We start from the raw sequence: 18,953 nt of genomic DNA on the forward strand, positions 1-18,953 counted from the left end.
GAGGCCTCGGAGACGCGGCGCCCGGCGCGGGACCCGGACCGGCCCGCCCGGCGTCTCCGCCGCCGGGCTAGGCCGTCAGCCCCTCGGGTTCGGGGAGGCCGTTGGCGCGGCAGGCGGCGGTGAGGGTGTTGGCGAGCAGGCAGGCGATGGTCATCGGGCCGACGCCGCCGGGGACCGGGGTGATGGCGCCGGCGGTCTCGGCGCAGCTGTCGAAGTCGCAATCGCCGACTAGGCGGGTCTTGCCGTCGCCCTTTTCCGGCGCGTCGACGCGGTTGATGCCGACATCGATCACCGTGGCGCCGGGCTTGATCCAGGCGCCGGGCACCATTTCCGGCCGGCCCACCGCGGCCACCACGATGTCGGCGCGGCGCACCACCGCCTCGAGGTCGCGGGTCCGCGAATGCGCGATGGTCACCGTGCAGCTGTCGCCCAGGAGCAGCTGCGCCATCGGCTTGCCGACGATGTTGGAGCGCCCGAGCACCACCGCCTCGAGCCCGGCGAGGCTGCCGTGATGGGCGCGCAGCAGCATCAGGCAGCCGAGCGGCGTGCAGGGCACCATGCTCTTCTGGCCGGTGCCCAGGAGCCCGACATTGGAGATGTGGAAGCCGTCGACATCCTTTTCGGGGGCGATGGCGTCGAGCACCTTGGCGGCGTCGACATGGCCGGGCAGCGGCAGCTGCACCAGGATGCCGTGCACCGCCGGGTCGCGGTTCAGCTCGTCCACCAGCGCCAGCAGCTCGGCCTCGGAGATCGTGGCGTCGCGGCGGTGCTCGAAGCTCGCCATGCCGGCCTCGACGGTCTGCTTGCCCTTGGAGCGGACATAGACCTGGCTCGCCGGGTCCTCGCCCACCAGCACCACGGCGAGGCCCGGGGTCAGCCCGTGCGCCGCCTTCAGCGCGGCGACCTCCCGGGCCACCCGCTGCCGCAATTCGGCCGCGAAGGCCTTTCCGTCGATGATCGTCGCGCTCATGTCTGGTCCATTCTCTGGCAAGGGAGGGGCGGGGACGCGGCCGGGCCCGGGTGAGGGGCGCCCCGGCCGCGCCGGTCCGGACAGCGGGGACGGGCCGGGGCCGGAAGGGATCGCGGCCCCCCGGCCCGCCCCCCGGGGGCTCAGAACAGCCCCTCGATCTGCCCGGCCTCGTTGAGGCGGATATTGACCGCCGAGGGCACCCGGGGCAGGCCCGGCATGGTCATGATCTCGCCGCAGACCACGACGATGAAGCCGGCCCCGGCCGACAGCCGGACCTCGCGCACCGGCACCGAATGCCCGGTCGGCGCGCCGCGCAGGTTCGGGTCGGTGGAGAAGGAATACTGCGTCTTGGCCATGCAGACCGGCAGATGGCCGTAGCCCTGCTCCTCCCAGAGATGCAGCTGGTCGCGGATCTTCTTGTCCATCAGCGCCTCGTCGGCGCGGTAGATGCGCTTGGCGATGGTCTGGATCTTCTCCGCCAGCGGCATCTCGTCGGGATAGAGCGGCGCGAACTCGGCGGCGTCCTTGTCGGCCAGCTCGGCGACCTTGCGGGCCAGATCGGCCGAGCCCGCCGAGCCCTTCTCCCAATGCTGCGACAGCACCGCCTCGGCGCCGTGCGACTTGACATAGGCCTTGATGGCGTCGATCTCGGCCTCGGTGTCGGTGACGAAGTGGTTGATCGCCACCACCACCGGCACGCCGAAGCTCTTGAGGTTCTCGATGTGGCGGCCGAGATTGGGGCAGCCCTTCTTCACCGCCTCGACATTCTCGGCGCCCAGATCGGCCTTGGCGACGCCGCCATTCATCTTCATCGCCCGCACGGTGGCCACGCAGACCACCACCGAGGGCGCCAGCCCGGCCTTGCGGCACTTGATGTTCATGAACTTCTCGGCGCCCAGATCGGCGCCGAAGCCGGCCTCGGTGACCACGTAATCGGCGAGCTTCAGCGCCGTGGTGGTGGCGATCACCGAATTGCAGCCATGGGCGATGTTGGCGAAGGGACCGCCATGCACGAAGGCCGGGTTGTTCTCCAGCGTCTGCACCAGGTTGGGCTGCATGGCGTCCTTCAGCAGCACGGTCATCGCGCCCTCGGCCTGGATGTCGCGGCAATAGACCGGCGAGCGGTCGCGCTTGTAGGCCACGATCATGTCGCCCAGGCGCTGCTCCAGATCCTTGAGGTTCTTCGCGAGGCACAGGATCGCCATGACCTCGGAGGCCACGGTGATGTCGAAGCCGGCCTCGCGCGGGAAGCCGTTGGCGACGCCGCCGAGGCTCGCGGTGATCTGCCGCAGCGCCCGGTCGTTCATGTCGACGACGCGGCGCCAGACCACCCGGCGGATGTCGATGTCGAGCTCGTTGCCCCAGTAGATGTGGTTGTCGATCATCGCCGAGAGCAGGGAATGCGCCGAGGTGATGGCGTGGAAATCGCCGGTGAAGTGGAGGTTCATCTCCTCCATCGGCACGACCTGGGCATAGCCGCCGCCGGCGGCGCCGCCCTTCATGCCGAAATTCGGCCCGAGCGAGGCCTCGCGGATGCAGACCATGGCCTTCTTGCCGATGGCGTTGAGCCCGTCGCCCAGACCCACCGTGGTGGTGGTCTTGCCCTCGCCCGCCGGCGTCGGGTTGATCGCGGTGACCAGGATCAGCCGGCCATCGGCGCGGTCCTGCACCGAATCGATGAAGCCCTGGCTCACCTTCGCCTTGTCGTGCCCGTAGGGCAGCAGATGCTCGAACGCGATCCCCAGCTTCTCCCCGATCTCCCCGATCGGCTTCTTGGTCGCAGCGCGCGCTATTTCGAGATCGCTTTTCGGCGCCATCGCCCGTCCCTCCCGGTTGTCGTCGGGCGTCATCAAGCATGGAACGCGGTCGCCGGGCAATGCGCCTTCCGGATCGCCGCCCGGTCCGGCACCGGCGCCTCGGCCGGCCGGGTGGCGGCGGCCCACCCGTTCGGGCGGAGGGCCGGGCCCCGGACGCCGCCGCGCGCGCCGGCCGATGCTGCGCTGCGGCTAAGGAATACCTAAGAATACCGTGACAGAGCCGCCGGAGCTTGCGACATAAAATTACTCTGAGGCGTGGCGGCCGACGGTCGGAAGGGACTGCGCTTGGCAAACATGCCCCGTTCCGCGGGGAGGGGGAGGACCATGAACGTGTCAGTCAACACCCTGTCGGGCCGGGCCGTCGGCCGCAACACCAGCGCCGTGCGGGTCTACCTGGTGGAGCCCAACCCGCTCGTCACCTCGGCGCTCGGCGTCTGCTTCGACGGCGATGCCCGCTTTGCCCTCACCGCCGCGAGCGCCAGCGCGCGGGCGCTGCTCGACAGCCCGGCCGACAGTTTCGACGTCGCGGTGCTGTCCTGGCAGAGCGCCGATCTCGGCGCCGTGGAGGTGCTGCGGGAATGGCGCGCCCGCGGCCGCCGCGAGCCGGTGACGGTGTTCTCGAACACCCGCGACCTCGGCGCCGTGCGCCAGGCGGTGCGGCTCGGGGCGCAGGGCTACTGCTACCAGTTCGACGATCCCTCGGTGCTCTTCGACACGCTGCACGCGGTGGCCAACGGCCGCATCTGCGTGCCCTATATCGACGTCACCGCGATCAACGACACGCCGCTGGCGACGCTGACGGTGCGCGAGCGCGAGCTGCTCGACGTGCTGGCGCGCGGCTGGACCAACCAGCAGATCGCCAACCGCACCGGCATCTCGGAGAACACGGTGAAGTACCACCTGAAGAATCTCTACGAGAAGCTCGGGGTGCGCAACCGCGCCATGGCGGTGGCGATCTACTCGCGCGAGCTCGACAGCTAGCGCGCCCGCCGCGGCGCATCCGAAGTCGCGCGTTCCGCGGCGCATCCGATACCGCGCGTGCCGCGGCGCATCCGCCGCCGCGCCTGACACGGCGCATCCGCCGCCGCGCCTGACACGGCGCATCCGAAGCCGCGCGTGAGGCGGCGCGCCCGCCGACGCGCCTGACGCGGCGCATCCGATGCCGCGCCTGACGCGGCCCTCGCGCACATCCCCGCCTTGCGACGCGACCTCCGCGTCCCCGTCACGGCAGCCGGGCCACCCGCCCCGGGCGCCGCGACGCGCCGCGCGGGCCCGGATGCGGGCCGCCGCCGGCGCGGCCGCCTTGCCCGCCGGGCCCGAATGCGGCGGGGCCGGGTCCATCCAACGGGTAGGGCGGCCCCACCCCGGGGGCGCGGATTCCTATCCGCGGGAGTGTGGGCGGAAAATGTCGTCCGGCGCATGCTTGACGCAACGATATGACCGGCCGCCCCGCGGCCCCAGATTCAGGAGGATCGTCCCCATGCCCGGCTACAAGCATCTCTACATTCCCGGCCCGACCAACATCCCCGAGGAGGTGCGGATGGCGATGAATGTCGCCATGCAGGACATGCGCGCGCCGGACTTTCCCGAACTGACCCGGCCTATCTTCGAGAAGGTTCAGAAGGTCTTCAAGAACACCACCGGCCGCGTCTTCATCTACCCGTCCTCGGGCACCGGCGCCTGGGAAGCGGCGATCCAGAACACGCTGAGCCCCGGCGACAAGGTGCTGATGAGCCGCTTCGGGCAGTTCTCCAACCTCTGGGTCGACATGGCGCAGCGCTTCGGCCTCGACGTCGACGTGATCGACTGCGAATGGGGCGAGGGCGTGCCGGTCGAGCAATACGCGGCGCGGCTGAAGGCCGACAAGACCCACGAATACAAGGCGGTCTTCGCCACCCACAACGAGACCGCGACGGGGGTCACCTCGGACATCCGCGGCGTGCGCCAGGCGCTCGACGACGCCAACCACCCGGCGCTCCTGATGGTCGACGGCGTCTCCTCGGTGGGCTCGATCGAGTTCGACCAGGACGCCTGGGGGGTGGATTGCGCGGTCTCGGGCAGCCAGAAGGGCTTCATGCTGCCCGCCGGCCTCGGCATCCTGTCGGTGTCGAAATGGGCGCTCGAGGCGCACAAGACCGCGGAATACGGCCGCTGCTTCTTCTCCTTCGAGGACATGATCGCCACCAACGACGCGGGCTACTTCCCCTATACCCCGGCGACCCAGCTGCTGCGCGGGCTCGACACCGCCTGCGACATGCTGCTCGAGGAGGGCATCGAGAATGTCTGGGCGCGCCATCACCGGCTGGCCACGGGCGTGCGCGCCGCGGTCGATGCCTGGGGGCTCAAGCTATGCGCCAAGGCGCCGAAATGGCATTCCGACACCGTCAGCGCCATCGTCGTGCCCGAGGACAAGGATGCCCGCGAGGTCATCGCGCGGGCCTACAAGGCCTACAACACCTCGCTCGGCACCGGGCTCGCCAAGGTCATGGGCCGCGTCTTCCGCATCGGCCATCTGGGCTGGCTGAACGAGCCGATGGTCTGCACCGCGCTGGCCTCGGCCGAGATGGCGATGATCGATTGCGGCTTCGACATCCGGGCTGGATCGGGCGTCGGCGCCGCGGTCAAGCATTTCACCGACAACCAGGCCCAGCCGCAGATTCTGGCCGCCGAATAAGCCATTCCCGGGAGGAGTTTCAGAGATGAGTCACACGGTTCACGGCATGCGCAAGACCCGCCTCCAGCGTTCCACGCTGGCGGTGCCCGCCTCCAACATGGAGATGGTGCGCAAGGCCGCCGACTCCGCCGCCGACATGGTCTTCCTCGATCTCGAGGACGCCGTCGCGCCGGCCGACAAGGAGCAGGCGCGCAAGAACGCCATCCAGGCGCTGAACGAGATCGACTGGCGCGGCAAGAACAAGATCACCAGCGTGCGCATCAACGGCCTCGACACCCATTACATGTACCGCGACGTGGTCGATGTGGTGGAGCAGGCCGGACGCAACCTCGACGTCATCCTGATCCCCAAGGTCGGGCTGCCGCAGGACGTCTACATGGTCGAGGCGATGGTCAACCAGATCGAGATGGCGATGGGCTACGAGCGCCAGATCGGCCTCGAGGCGCTGATCGAGACGCCGCTCGGCATGGCCAATGTGGAGGCCATCGCCGCCGCGCCGTCGCGGCTCGAGGCGATGCATTTCGGGGTCGCCGACTACGCCGCCTTCCACAAGGCGCGCACGGTCAATATCGGCGGGCTGAACCCGAATTATCCGGGCGATCAGTGGCACGCCGCGCTGAGCCGGATGACCACCGCCTGCCGGGCCTACGGGCTGCGCCCGATCGACGGCCCCTTCGGCGACTTCTCCGACCCCGACGGCTTCCGCGATGCCTGCAAGCGCGGCGCGGCGCTGGGGATCGAGGGCAAGTGGGCGATCCACCCGAGCCAGATCGAGCTCGCCAATGACGAGTATTCCCCGACCTCCGCCGAGGTCGAGCGCGCCGAGCGCATCCTCGTGGCGCTGAAGGAAGCCGCCGCGCAGGGCAAGGGCGCGGCCAGCCTCGACGGCAAGATGATCGATGCTGCATCCGAGAAAATGGCGAAGAACGTGCTCGCGGTGCAGGACGTGCTCAGGGCCCGTGCGGCCTGACAGGGAGGAGAGATTATGGACATCCACGAATACCAGGCCAAGGAGTTGCTCGCCACGCACGGCATCCGCATGCCGCGCGGCGGGCTCGCCTACAGCCCCGAACAGGCCGCCTACCGCGCCACCGAGATCGGCGGCGAGGGCTGGGTGGTGAAGGCGCAGATCCATTCCGGCGCCCGCGGCAAGGCCGGCGGCATCATCCTGTGCAAGACCGAGAAGGAGGTCGAGGAGGCCGCCGACAAGCTTCTGGGCGCGCGCCTCGTCACCGCCCAGACCGGCGAGCGCGGCAAGCTGGTCTCCCGGCTCTACATCGAGGAGACGGTGCAGATCGACCGCGAGATTTATCTCGGCTTCGTGCTCGACCGCAAGGAAGAGCGGATCATGATCGTGGCCTCGGGCTCGGGCGGCATGGAGATCGAGGAGATCACCGCCAAGGAGCCCGACAGCCTGGTGCGCTGCTCGGTCGATCCGGGTGCGGGCATGATGGAGTTCCAGGCCCGCGAACTGGCCTTCGGGCTCGGCCTCGACGGCGCGCTGATCGGCAAGGCGGTGCAGACCATCATGGGCTGCTACCGGGTGTTCCGCGACTTCGACGCCTCGATGCTGGAGATCAACCCGCTGGTGGTCTCGAACGACGAGATCTACGCGCTCGACGCCAAGATGAGCTTTGACGAGAACGCGCTGTTCCGCCGCCCGGCGATCTCCGAGCTGCGCGACAAGAGCCAGGAGGATCCGCGCGAGACCTTCGCCTCGGATCGCGGCCTGTCCTATGTCGGCCTGGAGGGCAATATCGGCTGCATCATCAACGGCGCCGGCCTCGCCATGGCGACGCTCGACATGATCAAGCTGGCCGGCGGCGAGCCCGCGAACTTCCTCGACATCGGCGGCGGCGCCAGCCCCGAGCGGGTGGCCAAGTCGTTCCGCGCGGTGCTGCAGGACAAGAACGTGGAGGTCATCCTCGTCAACATCTTCGCCGGCATCAACCGCTGCGACTGGGTCGCCGAGGGTGTCGCCAAGGCGATCGAGGAGGTCGGCGTGCCGGTGCCGCTGATCGTCCGGCTGTCGGGCACCAAGGTCGAGGAAGGACGCAAGATCCTCGCCGAGAAGGCGCCCTCGGTGATCGTCGCCGACACGCTCGAGGAGGCGGCGGAAACCGCCGTCGCCACCTGGAAATCCGGCCGCAAGGCCGCCTGAGGAGGGAGGATCCCATGTCCATTCTGCTAGACGAGAAGACCAAGGTCCTGATCCAGGGCTTCACCGGACGGATCGGCAATTTCCACGCCGGCGAGATGATCGAATACGGCACCAACGTGGTCGGCGGCGTCACCCCCGGCAAGGGCGGGCAGGAGCATCTCGGCCGGCCGGTCTTCAACACCGTGCGCGGCGCGGTGGAGGAGACCGGCGCCGAGGCCTCGATCGTCTTCGTGCCGCCGCCCTTCGCCGCCGACGCGATCATGGAAGCCGCCGATGCCGGCATCAAGTACTGCGTCTGCATCACCGACGGCATCCCGGCGCAGGACATGATGCGGGTGAAGCGCTACATGCGGCGCTACCGGCTCGACCAGAAGATGTGCCTGACCGGGCCGAACTGCGCCGGCACGATTTCCCCGGGCAAGGCCATGCTGGGCATCATGCCGGGCCACATCTACACGCCGGGTCGGATCGGCGTGGTCGGCCGCTCGGGCACGCTGGGCTACGAGGCGGCGAGCCAGATGCAGGCCCGCGGCATCGGCATCTCGACCTCGGTGGGGATCGGCGGCGACCCGATCAACGGCTCGTCCTTCCGGGACATCCTGCAGCTCTTCGAGGAGGATCCGGAGACCGACGCGGTGGTGATGATCGGCGAGATCGGCGGCCCGCAGGAGGCCGAGGCGGCGCTCTGGGCGCGCGAGCACATGAAGAAGCCGCTGATGGCCTATGTCGCCGGCCTCTCGGCGCCGAAGGGCAAGAAGATGGGTCATGCCGGCGCCATCGTGCAGGCCTTCGGCGAAAGCGCCCAGGAGAAGGTGGAAATCATCCGCGAGGCGGGCCATACCATCATCCCGAACCCGGCCTCCTTCGGGCATACCGTCGAGGCCGTTCTGACCGGAAAGAAGGTGGCGGCCTGACATGGCGAAAGCGAAGATACTTGTCACGCGCAAGTGGCCGGAAGCCGTCGAGAGACGGCTTTCGCGCGATTACGAGGCGACGCTGAACGAGGACGACCGGCCGATGAGCGCCGAGGAGATCGGCGCCGCGCTGAACGCCTATGACGCGGTCTGCCCGACGGTGTCGGACAAGCTGCCGGCGGAGATCTTCAGCGGCGATCACCGCACGCGGATCCTTGGGAACTTCGGCGTCGGCTTTAACCACATCGCCGTCGATGCGGCGAAGGCCGCGGGGCTGACCATCACCAACACGCCGGGCTGCCTGACCGATTGCACCGCCGATCTCGCCATCACGCTGATGCTGATGGCGGCGCGCCGCGCCGGCGAGGGCGAGCGCGAGGTCCGGGCCGGCAACTGGACCGGCTGGCGGCCGACCCACATGATGGGCACCCGGCTGCGCGGCAAGGTGCTGGGCATCGTCGGCATGGGTCGGATCGGCATCGCCACGGCGCAGCGGGCGCAGGCGGCCTTCGGCATGCAGGTGGTCTATTACAACCGCAGCGCGGTGCCGGCGGAGCGCCTGGCCGGGCTCGAGGCGGAGCGGCTCGACAGCGTCGAGGCGGTGCTGGAGCGCGCCGACGTGGTGTCGCTGCACCTGCCCGGCGGCGGCGCCAACAGCGGCATGATGAACGCCGAGCGCCTGGCCCTGATCGGACCCCGCGGCATCCTGGTCAACACCGCCCGCGGCGACGTGGTCGACCAGCAGGCGCTGATCGCGGCGCTGCGGGACGGCCGGCTCGGTGCTGCCGGGCTCGACGTGTTCGAGAAGGAGCCCGAGGTCCCCGCGGCGCTCTGCGACATGCAGAACGTGGTGCTGCTGCCGCATCTGGGCTCGGCCACGGTGGAGACGCGCGAGGATATGGGCCACATGGTGGCCGACAACCTCGACGCCTTCTTTGCCGGGAAACCGGTGCCGCACCCGGTCGGCTGAGGGCCCGCGGGGCGCGGCGGGAATCGGATGACAGGCCGCGCCGTTCCCTGCTAGGTCTGGTGGCATGACCGGTCACGCCCCCTATATCCGCCCCGAGATTCGCCAGCTCGACGATGCCGCGATCAACCGCATCGCCGCCGGCGAGGTCGTGGAGCGCCCCGCATCCGCGGTCAAGGAGCTGGTCGAGAACGCGCTCGACGCCCGCGCCCGGCGGATCGGCATCGACATCGCCGATGGCGGCAAGACGCTGATCCGGGTCACCGATGACGGCCACGGCATCGCGGCCTCGGAACTGGAACTGGCGCTGGCGCGGCACGCCACCTCGAAGATCGACGGCTCCGACCTGCTGGCGATCCGCTCCTTCGGCTTCCGCGGCGAGGCGCTGCCCTCGCTCGGCGCCGTGGGGCGGCTCACCATCCAGAGCCGGGTCGCCGGGCAGGAGGCGGCCGAGATCGCCTGTTCCGGCGGCGTGCTCTCGCCGGTGCGGCCCACCGCGCTGAACGGCGGCACCGTGGTCAGCCTGCGCGACCTGTTCCACGCCACCCCGGCGCGGCTCAAGTTCCTGCGCTCCGACCGCGCCGAGATGCAGGCCATCGGCGAGGTGGTGCGCCGCCTCGCCATGGCCGAGCCCGGCGTCGCCTTCACCCTGCGCGACGTCTCGGGCGGCGGCGCCGGCCGCGTGACCTTCCGCGCCGACCCGTCCTCCGGCACGCTTTTCGAGACCCTGTCGGCGCGGCTGGCGCAGGTCCTGGGCCGCGACTTCGCCGAGAACGCGCTGCCGATCGATGCCGAGCGCGACGGGCTGCGGCTCACCGGCTTTGCCGCGCTGCCGACCTATTCGCGCGGCTCGGCGACGCAGCAGCATCTCTTCGTCAACGGCCGCCCGGTCCGGGACAGGCTGCTGATCGGCGCCCTGCGCGCCGCCTATCAGGACCTGCTGTCGCGCGATCGCCACCCGGCGGCGGCGCTCTTCGTGACCTGCGACCCGCAGCGCGTCGACGTCAACGTGCACCCGGCCAAGACCGAGGTCCGCTTCCGCGAGGCCGGGCTGGTGCGCGGGCTGATCGTGTCGGGCCTGCGCCACGCCCTGGCCGAGGCCGGGCACCGCGCCTCGACCACCGTGGCGGGCGCCGCGCTGGGCGCCTTCCGCCCGGAGCCCCGCGCCGATGCGGCGCCCCGCATCTACCAGATGGACCGGCCCACTGCCGCCGCCCGGCAGGCCGCGCATGCCGCCCAGGCGCCCGGCTTCGCCGAGATCGCCGGGGCCTGGTCGGGCCGGGTCGAGCCAATGGAGGAGGCGCCGCCCGTCGCCGATGCCGTCCCCGAGGAGGCGCCGGAGCGCCGGCCGCTCGGCGCCGCCCGGGGCCAGGTGCACGAGAACTACATCATCGCCCAGACCGAGACCGGCATGGTCATCGTCGACCAGCACGCCGCGCATGAGCGCCTGGTCTACGAGAAGCTCAAGCGCCAGATGGCGGAGCGCGGCGTGGCCGCCCAGGCCCTGCTGATCCCCGAGGTGGTGGCGCTGTCGGCCGACGACCGCGCCCGCCTGCTCGACGCCGCCGCCGACCTGGCGCGGCTGGGCCTGGTGATCGAGCCCTTCGGCGGCGACGCCGTGGCGGTGCGCGAGACCCCGGCGATCCTCGGCGAGGTCGATGCCGCGGCGCTGCTCCGCGACGTGGTGGACGAGCTCTGCGACAGCGGCGAGAGCGCGCTGGTGCAGGAGCGCATCGAAGCCATCCTGAGCCGGGTGGCCTGCCACGGCTCGGTGCGCTCCGGCCGGCGCATGCGCGCCGAGGAGATGAACGCGCTCCTGCGCGAGATGGAGGCGACGCCGCATTCCGGCCAGTGCAACCATGGCCGGCCCACCTATGTGGAGCTGCGGCTCGCCGACATCGAGCGGCTGTTCGGGCGCAGCTGAGCCGCCGCGCCCCGCACCGCGCCGACGCCGCCGCCCTGCGGGGGAGCGGGGCACAACATTTTCTCTTTCGCGACGCGCCCTACGTCGTCCAACCTGTGGATCCGGCGACGCGCGGCGGGAGGCCGCGCGCGCCGCGACCGGGCAGGGACGGGACGGGCCGTGACCGGCCCGCATGCCGGACGGGGAGGGACAGAGATGGCGGCGCGGCCCGAAAATTCGTTCAGCGCTAAACTATCTTCATGCGCCGGGCGCATGACTGCTATTCGCCCAGTCACCTATGGAAATCCGGCCTTGCGTGATAGCGCTGCCGCCGAGGAAACTACGGCGATCGTCGCGCGCGGCCTTCGCAAGAATGTTTAGGATTAAACTATATCGGCGCCAGGCGCCGTGCAAGGGAGAGGACCGATGAAGGACAATCCGCAAGACGTCGATCCGGTCGAATCGCAGGAATGGCAGGAAGCGATCGAGGACGTCATCCTGCGCGACGGCCCGGACCGGGCGCATTTCCTGCTCGACAAGGCGGTGCAGCAGGCCCGGGCCGCCGGCGCCATGCTGCCCTTCTCGGCCACCACGCCCTACCAGAACACCATCTCGCCCGATGACGAGATCGACGTGCCCGGCGACACCGAGATGGAATGGCGCATCCGCACCATCAACCGCTGGAACGCCATGGCGACCGTGGTCCGCGCCAACAAGGCCTCGGACGGGATCGGCGGGCACATCGCCTCCTTCGCCTCCTCGGCGGCGCTCTACGATGTCGGCCTGAACCATTTCTGGCGCGCCAAGTCGACGATGCATGGCGGCGACCTGGTGTTCTTCCAGGGCCATGTCATCCCCGGCATCTACGCCCGCTCCTTCATGGAGGGCCGGCTGTCCGAGGAGGACCTGACGAGCTTCCGCCAGGAGGTCGACGGCAAGGGCCTGTCCTCCTACCCGCATCCCTGGCTGATGCCCGAGTACTGGCAGTTCCCGACCGTCTCCATGGGCCTCGGCCCGATGATGGCGATCTACCAGGCTAGGTTCATGAAGTACCTTCACAATCGCGGGCTCATCGATGCCGGCGACCGCAAGGTCTGGGCCTTCCTCGGCGACGGCGAGATGGACGAGCCCGAAAGCCTCGGCGCCATCCACCTCGCGGCGCGCGAGGGGCTCGACAACCTGATCTTCGTGGTGAACTGCAACCTGCAGCGCCTCGACGGCCCGGTGCGCGGCAACTCCAAGATCGTCCAGGAACTCGAGGGCGCCTTCCGCGGCTCCGGCTGGGACGTGATCAAGCTGCTCTGGGGCCGCGGCTGGGACGAGCTTTTGGAACGCGACACGTCCGGCAAGCTGCGCCAGCTCATGGACGAGACCATCGACGGCGATTACCAGACCTTCAAGTCGAAGGACGGCGCTTATATCCGCGAGCATTTCTTCGGCAAGTATCCCGAGACCGCGGCTTTGGTCGAGGACTGGACCGATGACGAGATCTGGGCCCTGCGCCGCGGCGGCCACGACATCAAGAAGGTCTACAACGCCTATCTCCGCGCCACCCGCACCGAGGGCAAGCCGACCTGCCTGCTGGTCAAGACGGTGAAGGGCTATGGCATGGGCACGGCCGGCGAGGGCCAGAACATCGCCCACCAGTCGAAGAAGATGCAGGTCGACCAGCTCAAGGCGATGCGCGACCGCTTCCGCATCCCGATCGAGGACAACGACCTCGAGAAGGTGCCCTTCGTCACGCTCAACAACGCGCAGAAATCCTACCTGACCGAGCGCCGCAAGGAGCTGGGCGGCGAGTTCCCGAAGCGCCATTCCGACGCGCCGAAGCTCGAGATCCCGGCGCTCGACAAGTTCAAGAAGGAGCTCGACGCCACCGGCGACCGGCAGATCAGCTCCACCATGGCCTTCGTGCGCATCCTGACCACGCTGCTGCGCGACAAGCAGATCGGCAAATACGTGGTGCCGATCGTGCCGGACGAAAGCCGCACCTTCGGCATGGAGGGGCTGTTCCGCTCGGTCGGCATCTACAACCCGCTGGGGCAGAACTACACGCCCCAGGACGCCGACCAGATGATGTTCTACAAGGAATCGAAGGACGGCCAGGTCCTGCAGGAGGGCATCAACGAGGCCGGATCCATGGCCGACTGGATCGCCGCCGCGACGAGCTACTCGACGCACGGCGTGCCGATGATCCCGTTCTACATCTTCTACTCGATGTTCGGCTTCCAGCGCATCGGCGACTTCGCCTGGGCCGCCGGCGACAGCCGGGCGCGCGGCTTCCTGCTGGGCGGCACCGCCGGCCGCACGACGCTGAACGGCGAGGGCCTGCAGCACGAGGACGGCCACAGCCACATCATGGCCGGCACCATCCCGAACTGCATCAGCTACGATCCGACCTTCTCCTATGAAGTGGCGGTGATCGTGCAGAACGGCCTGCAGCGGATGTTCGTCGATCAGGAGGATGTCTACTTCTACATCACCCTGATGAACGAGAACTACTCGCACCCGGCGATGCCGGTGGGTGCCGAGGAGGGCATCATCAAGGGCCTCTACCGGATGCAGAAGACCGCGCGTCCGGGCAAGAAGCACGTCAACCTGATGGGCTCGGGCACCATCCTGATGCAGGTCATCAAGGCGGCCGAAATGCTGAAGGAGGATTTCGGCGTCACCTCCGACATCTGGTCGGCGACCAGCATGAACGAGCTGGCCCGCGACGGCCAGGACGCGCTGCGCCACAACCGGCTGAACCCGACGGCGGAGGAGAAGGTGCCCTATGTCACCGAGCTCCTGCAGAACGCCAAGGGCCCGGTGATCGCCGCCACCGACTACATGAAGAACTACGCCGAGCAGATCCGCGCCTTCGTGCCGCAGCGCTTCACCGTGCTTGGCACCGACGGCTACGGCCGCTCCGACAGCCGCGAGAACCTGCGGCGCTTCTTCGAGGTCGACGCCAACCACATCGCCGCGGCGGCGATGGTCGATCTGTGGCGCGAGGGCGCGGTGTCCCAGAAGGACGTCGAGGCCGCGATCAAGAAATACGACATCGACGGCGGCAAGCCGAACCCGCGGCTCAGCTGACGCGGATCGAGGGAGAGAGAAAGACCATGACCACTGACGTGAAAGTTCCCGACATCGGCGATTTCAAGGACGTGCCCGTCGTCTCCGTGCTGGTGAGCGTCGGCGACACCGTCGCCGAGGAAGACCCGCTGATCGAGCTCGAATCCGACAAGGCGACGATGGAGGTCCCGTCCTCCCATGCCGGCAAGATCACCGAGATCAAGGTCTCCGAGGGCGACAAGGTCTCCGAGGGCGACGTGATCCTGGTGATCGAGGCCGAGGGCGGCGCTGCCGGCGCGGAGGACAAGGGCGGCAAGGACGAGGCCAAGCCCGAGCCCAAGACCGAGGAAAAGGCGGCGAGCCAGCCGCAATCTTCCGGCGGGCAGGGCGGCGGCCAGACCCAGGAGGCGCGCGCCGTCACCGATGCGGGCTTCTCGCGCGTCCATGCCTCGCCCTCGGTGCGCGCCTTCGCGCGCCGGGTGGAGATCGACCTCGCCACGGTGAACGGCACCGGGCGCAAGGGCCGCATCCTGCGCGAGGACGTGGAAAAGGCGCTGAAGGCGCGTTCGGGCGCCGCGCCCGCCGCCGGCGCCCCGGCGCAGGGCGGCATGGGCATCCCGCCGATCCCGGCCGTCGACTTCTCCAAGTTCGGCCCGGTCGAGGATGTGGAGATGAGCCGGATCAAGAAGATCTCCGGCCCCGCGCTGCACCGCTCCTGGCTCAACATCCCGCATGTCACGCACAACGAAGAGGCGGACATCACCGAGCTCGACAAGTACCGCAAGGAACTCGACACCGCGGCCAAGGAAGAGGGCTACCGCGTCACGCTCTTGTCCTTCGTGGTCAAGGCCTGCGTCTCGGCGCTGAAGAAGCACTGGGAGGTCAATTCCTCGATCCACCCGGACGGCGACAAGCTGATCCGCAAGGATTACTACCATATCGGCTTTGCCGCCGACACGCCGAACGGCCTCGTCGTGCCGGTGATCAAGGATGCCGACCGCAAGGGCATCGTGGAGATCTCCAAGGATCTGGGCGAGCTCAGCAAGAAGGCCCGCGAGGGCGCGCTGAAATCGGCCGACATGCAGGGCGCGTCCTTCACCATCTCGTCGCTCGGCGGCATCGGCGGCACCTCGTTCACGCCGATCGTCAACGCGCCCGAAGTGGCGATCCTCGGCCTCACCCGGTCGAAGATGGCGCCGGTCTGGACCGGCACCGAGTTCGAGCCGCGCAACATGCTGCCGATGTCGCTCAGCTACGACCACCGGGCGATCGACGGGGCGCTCGCGGCGCGGTTCTGCGCGCATCTGAAATACCTGATGGCCGACGCCCGTCGGCTGATGCTGTGAGGTGGCCGACATGAATGTGAAGGTTCCCGATATCGGCGATTTCAAGGACGTGCCCGTGGTCACCGTGCTGGTGAGCGTCGGCGACACGGTCGAGAAGGAAGACCCGCTGATCGAGCTCGAGTCCGACAAGGCGACGATGGAAGTGCCCTCGTCCCATGCCGGCAAGATCACCGAGATCAAGGTCAAGGAGGGCGACAAGGTCTCCGAGGGCGACGTCATCCTGGTGCTCGAGGGCGCCGAGGAGGGGGACGGCGGCAGCGACAAGGCCGCCGAGCCCAAGGGCCAGGGCGGCCAGCAGGGCGGCGGCTACGGCGACCGCGGCTCGGACACCCGCGGGACGCCCGAGAAGGTCGCGGCGACCGGATCGGAGTCGGGCCAGGGCGACGTGCATGGCGAGGTGGTGGTGCTGGGCTCCGGCCCGGGCGGCTATTCCGCCGCCTTCCGGGCTGCCGATCTCGGCAAGAAGGTGGTGCTGATCGAGCGCTATCCCTCGCTCGGCGGCGTCTGCCTGAATGTCGGCTGCATCCCGTCCAAGGCGCTGCTGCACGTCGCCAAGGTCATCACCGAGGCCGACGAGATGGGCGGCCACGGGGTGAGCTTCGGCAAGCCCGAGATCGATCTCGACGAGTTGCGCGGCTTCAAGGACGGCGTGGTGAAGAAGCTCACCGGCGGGCTCGACGGGCTTGCCAAGGGCCGCAAGGTCAAGGTGGTGCGCGGCTTCGGCAAGTTCACCGGCCCCAACATGATCGCGGTCGAGGACGCGGACGGCAAGACCACCAAGGTCAGCTTCGACCAGTGCATCATCGCCGCCGGGTCGGAATCGGTGAAGCTGCCCTTTATCCCGCATGACGACCCGCGGGTGGTGGATTCGACCGGCGCGCTGGAGCTGCCGGAGATCCCCAAGCGCATGCTGGTCCTCGGCGGCGGCATCATCGGGCTCGAGATGGCCTGCGTCTACGACGCGCTGGGCACCAAGGTGACGGTGGTGGAACTGATGGACCAGATCATCCCCGGCGCCGACAAGGACCTCGTGAAGCCGCTGATGGACCGCATCAAGGGCCGCTACGAGAACATCTTCCTGAAGACCAAGGTCACCGGCATGAAGGCCGAGAAGAAGGGCCTCAAGGTCAACTTCGAGGACGACAAGGGCGAGACCTTCGAGGACACGTTCGACCGGGTGCTGGTCTCGGTCGGCCGCAAGCCCAACGGCAAGATGCTCGACGCCGAGAAGGCCGGCGTGGCGGTGGACGAGCGCGGCTTCATCGCCGTGGACGAGTTCCAGCGCACCGGCCAGGGCCATATCTTCGCCATCGGCGACGTGGTGGGCCAGCCGATGCTGGCGCACAAGGCGGTGCACGAGGGCAAGGTCGCGGCCGAGGTCGCCTCGGGCGAGAAGCGTGCCTTCGATGCCCGGGTGATCCCGTCGGTGGCCTATACCGACCCGGAGGTCGCCTGGTGCGGCCTGACCGAGCGCGAGGCCAAGGAGCGCGGCATCAAGGTCGAGAAGGGCGTTTTCCCCTGGGCCGCCTCGGGCCGGTCGCTGTCGAACGGCCGCTCGGAGGGCATGACCAAGCTCTTGTTCGATCCCGAGGACGACCGGGTCGTGGGCGCCGCCATCGTCGGCACCAATGCGGGCGACCTGATCGCCGAGGTGGCGCTGGCCATCGAGATGGGGGCCGATGCGGTCGATCTCGGCCACACCATCCACCCGCACCCGACGCTGTCGGAGACGGTGAACTTCGCCGCCGAGATGTTCGAGGGCACGATCACCGACCTGATGCCGCCGAAGAAGAAAAAGCCGCATTGAGCGCGCCCCGGCGCCGCCACCGCGCGGCGCCGGGCCGGGGCCCGCCAGGGTAGGGGCGGGCTCAGATCTTCAGGAACGGCTGGGCCAGCCGCGGCAGCCAGCCGCGGAAGCGCAACGGCGCATCGGTCACCGCCAGGCAGATGCAGGTCTCGGCGGTTTCGGCCACCGGAATGTGGTCCATGGCGGCGTCGGCGATCTCCATGTCGCCGCGGGCAAAGCGGCCGTGATCGTCGCGGAAGGCGCCCTGCAGGACCAGCGTGAGCTCGATGCCGCGATGGCCGTGGTCGGGCATCGCCACGCCCGGCGGGATCGAGAGCAGCCGCGCCACCGCGTCGCCATGGGTCCGCAGGATGGCCTGCTTCACCCCCATGCCCGCGCCGCGCCAGCGCACCGCGTCGAGCCCGCCGCCGACCTGCGCCGCGAGCGGCGGCGGCAGCACCCCCTCGGGATCGCGGGGCGGCACCTCCTCGGCCGGCGGGGCGGCGCGGATGCAGGCCATCGTGGCGCTCAGGCAGGCGTCGGAGACCTCGGCCAGCTCGGTCGCCTCGAGCAGGGTGCCGCCGATGGCGTCGAAGGTCTCGGCGGTGGCGCGGCAGGCGTCGCAGAGCGACAGATGCGTCGCCACGACGAGGTCCATGGCCTCGGGAAGGTCGCCGCGGCTGTAGGCCATGAGAATATCTTCGGTCGGGTGGTGACGGATCATCGCACTCTCGCTCACTTCATGGCATGGCGCAGCCGGTCCAGCCCGAGCCGGATGCGCGACTTGATCGTGCCGAGCGGCAGCCCGGTCAGTTCGGCGATCTCGCCGTGGCTCAACTCGCCGAAATAGGCGCGCTCGAGAATCTCGCGCTGCCCGGCCGGCAGCGTCTCGAGCGCCGGGGCGAGGCGCGCGCAATCCTGCTGAAAGGCGAGTGCGTCCTCGGTGGGCGGCGCCGCGTCCGGCCCCCAGGCCAGATCCTCGGGCACCGGGCGGCGGCTCTGGCGCAGCACGTCGATGCGCCGGTTGCGGGCCAGGGTGAAGACCCAGGCAGCGAGCGGGGCGCGCGCCGGGTCGAACAGGTGCGCCTTGTGCCAGAGCGCCGCCATCACGTCCTGGGTGATCTCCTCGGCCTGGGCGGAATCGCTGCCGCGGCGCATCAGATAGGCCTTCACCCGCGGCGCGAAATGCCCGAAGAGCGCGGCGAAGGCCGCCTCGCTGCGGTCGTGGCGCACCGCCCGCATCTTCGCCAGCGCCCAGTCCGGGCCGCCGGGGCGTGCGCCCGGCGCGGCCGCGGCGCCGGGCCGGGCTGGCGCGTCGGCGGCCGCGTCGCGGCAGGCCGGGTCGGCGGCGGCCT

General features: G+C 69.4%; 14 protein-coding genes. 10 read left to right on the forward strand and 4 right to left on the reverse strand.

What is annotated here, in order from left to right:
* Positions 1-67 precede the first annotated feature (67 nt).
* Positions 68-970 (reverse strand): bifunctional methylenetetrahydrofolate dehydrogenase/methenyltetrahydrofolate cyclohydrolase FolD, encoded by a 903-nt coding sequence (gene folD, locus ACXYMW_RS14640; RefSeq protein ID WP_459036066.1) that lies wholly within the window; start codon positions 968-970, stop codon positions 68-70.
* 140 nt (positions 971-1,110) lie between these two features.
* Positions 1,111-2,787, reverse strand: coding sequence for a formate--tetrahydrofolate ligase (locus tag ACXYMW_RS14645; protein WP_459036067.1), 1,677 nt, complete (start codon positions 2,785-2,787; stop codon positions 1,111-1,113).
* Between the two features lie 324 nt (positions 2,788-3,111).
* Between ACXYMW_RS14645 and ACXYMW_RS14650 the strand changes: the two genes are divergently transcribed.
* The 10 genes from ACXYMW_RS14650 (at position 3,112) to lpdA (ending at position 17,619) form a co-directional block, all read left to right on the forward strand.
* Positions 3,112-3,768: a response regulator transcription factor gene (locus ACXYMW_RS14650; protein WP_459036068.1), complete on the forward strand. Its 657-nt coding sequence runs from the start codon at positions 3,112-3,114 to the stop codon at positions 3,766-3,768.
* A gap of 499 nt (positions 3,769-4,267) precedes the next feature.
* Positions 4,268-5,461, forward strand: a complete 1,194-nt coding sequence (locus ACXYMW_RS14655; RefSeq protein ID WP_459036069.1) for an aminotransferase class V-fold PLP-dependent enzyme — start codon at positions 4,268-4,270, stop codon at positions 5,459-5,461.
* A gap of 25 nt (positions 5,462-5,486) precedes the next feature.
* Complete coding sequence (locus tag ACXYMW_RS14660) at positions 5,487-6,431, forward strand: HpcH/HpaI aldolase/citrate lyase family protein (protein WP_459036070.1); 945 nt, start codon at positions 5,487-5,489, stop codon at positions 6,429-6,431.
* Between the two features lie 15 nt (positions 6,432-6,446).
* A complete protein-coding gene (locus tag ACXYMW_RS14665) occupies positions 6,447-7,622 on the forward strand; it encodes a malate--CoA ligase subunit beta (protein WP_459036071.1) in 1,176 nt (391 codons plus the stop codon).
* 14 nt (positions 7,623-7,636) lie between these two features.
* Positions 7,637-8,536 carry a succinate--CoA ligase subunit alpha gene (gene sucD / locus ACXYMW_RS14670; RefSeq protein ID WP_459036072.1) on the forward strand — a complete coding sequence of 300 codons (900 nt, stop codon included), beginning with the start codon at positions 7,637-7,639 and terminating at the stop codon, positions 8,534-8,536.
* A gap of 1 nt (position 8,537) precedes the next feature.
* On the forward strand, positions 8,538-9,506 hold the full coding sequence (locus ACXYMW_RS14675) for a 2-hydroxyacid dehydrogenase (RefSeq protein WP_459036073.1): 969 nt from the start codon (positions 8,538-8,540) through the stop codon (positions 9,504-9,506).
* Between the two features lie 64 nt (positions 9,507-9,570).
* Positions 9,571-11,427, forward strand: coding sequence for a DNA mismatch repair endonuclease MutL (gene mutL / locus ACXYMW_RS14680; protein WP_459036074.1), 1,857 nt, complete (start codon positions 9,571-9,573; stop codon positions 11,425-11,427).
* Between the two features lie 405 nt (positions 11,428-11,832).
* On the forward strand, positions 11,833-14,487 hold the full coding sequence (gene aceE / locus ACXYMW_RS14685) for a pyruvate dehydrogenase (acetyl-transferring), homodimeric type (RefSeq protein ID WP_459036075.1): 2,655 nt from the start codon (positions 11,833-11,835) through the stop codon (positions 14,485-14,487).
* A gap of 26 nt (positions 14,488-14,513) precedes the next feature.
* Entirely contained in the window at positions 14,514-15,812 is a 1,299-nt protein-coding gene (gene aceF, locus ACXYMW_RS14690; protein WP_459036076.1) for a dihydrolipoyllysine-residue acetyltransferase, read from the forward strand.
* Positions 15,813-15,822: 10 nt separating this feature from the next.
* The gene (gene lpdA / locus ACXYMW_RS14695) at positions 15,823-17,619 is read left to right on the forward strand and encodes a dihydrolipoyl dehydrogenase (protein WP_459036077.1); all 1,797 of its coding nucleotides are present in this window, start codon (positions 15,823-15,825) and stop codon (positions 17,617-17,619) included.
* Between the two features lie 61 nt (positions 17,620-17,680).
* Here the strand turns inward: lpdA and ACXYMW_RS14700 are convergent, their stop codons facing one another.
* Entirely contained in the window at positions 17,681-18,322 is a 642-nt protein-coding gene (locus ACXYMW_RS14700; RefSeq protein WP_459036078.1) for a ChrR family anti-sigma-E factor, read from the reverse strand.
* Between the two features lie 11 nt (positions 18,323-18,333).
* Positions 18,334-18,840, reverse strand: coding sequence for a sigma-70 family RNA polymerase sigma factor (locus ACXYMW_RS14705; RefSeq protein WP_459036110.1), 507 nt, complete (start codon positions 18,838-18,840; stop codon positions 18,334-18,336).
* Positions 18,841-18,953: the final 113 nt, after the last annotated feature.

Source organism: Roseivivax sp. CAU 1761 (assembly GCF_054482755.1).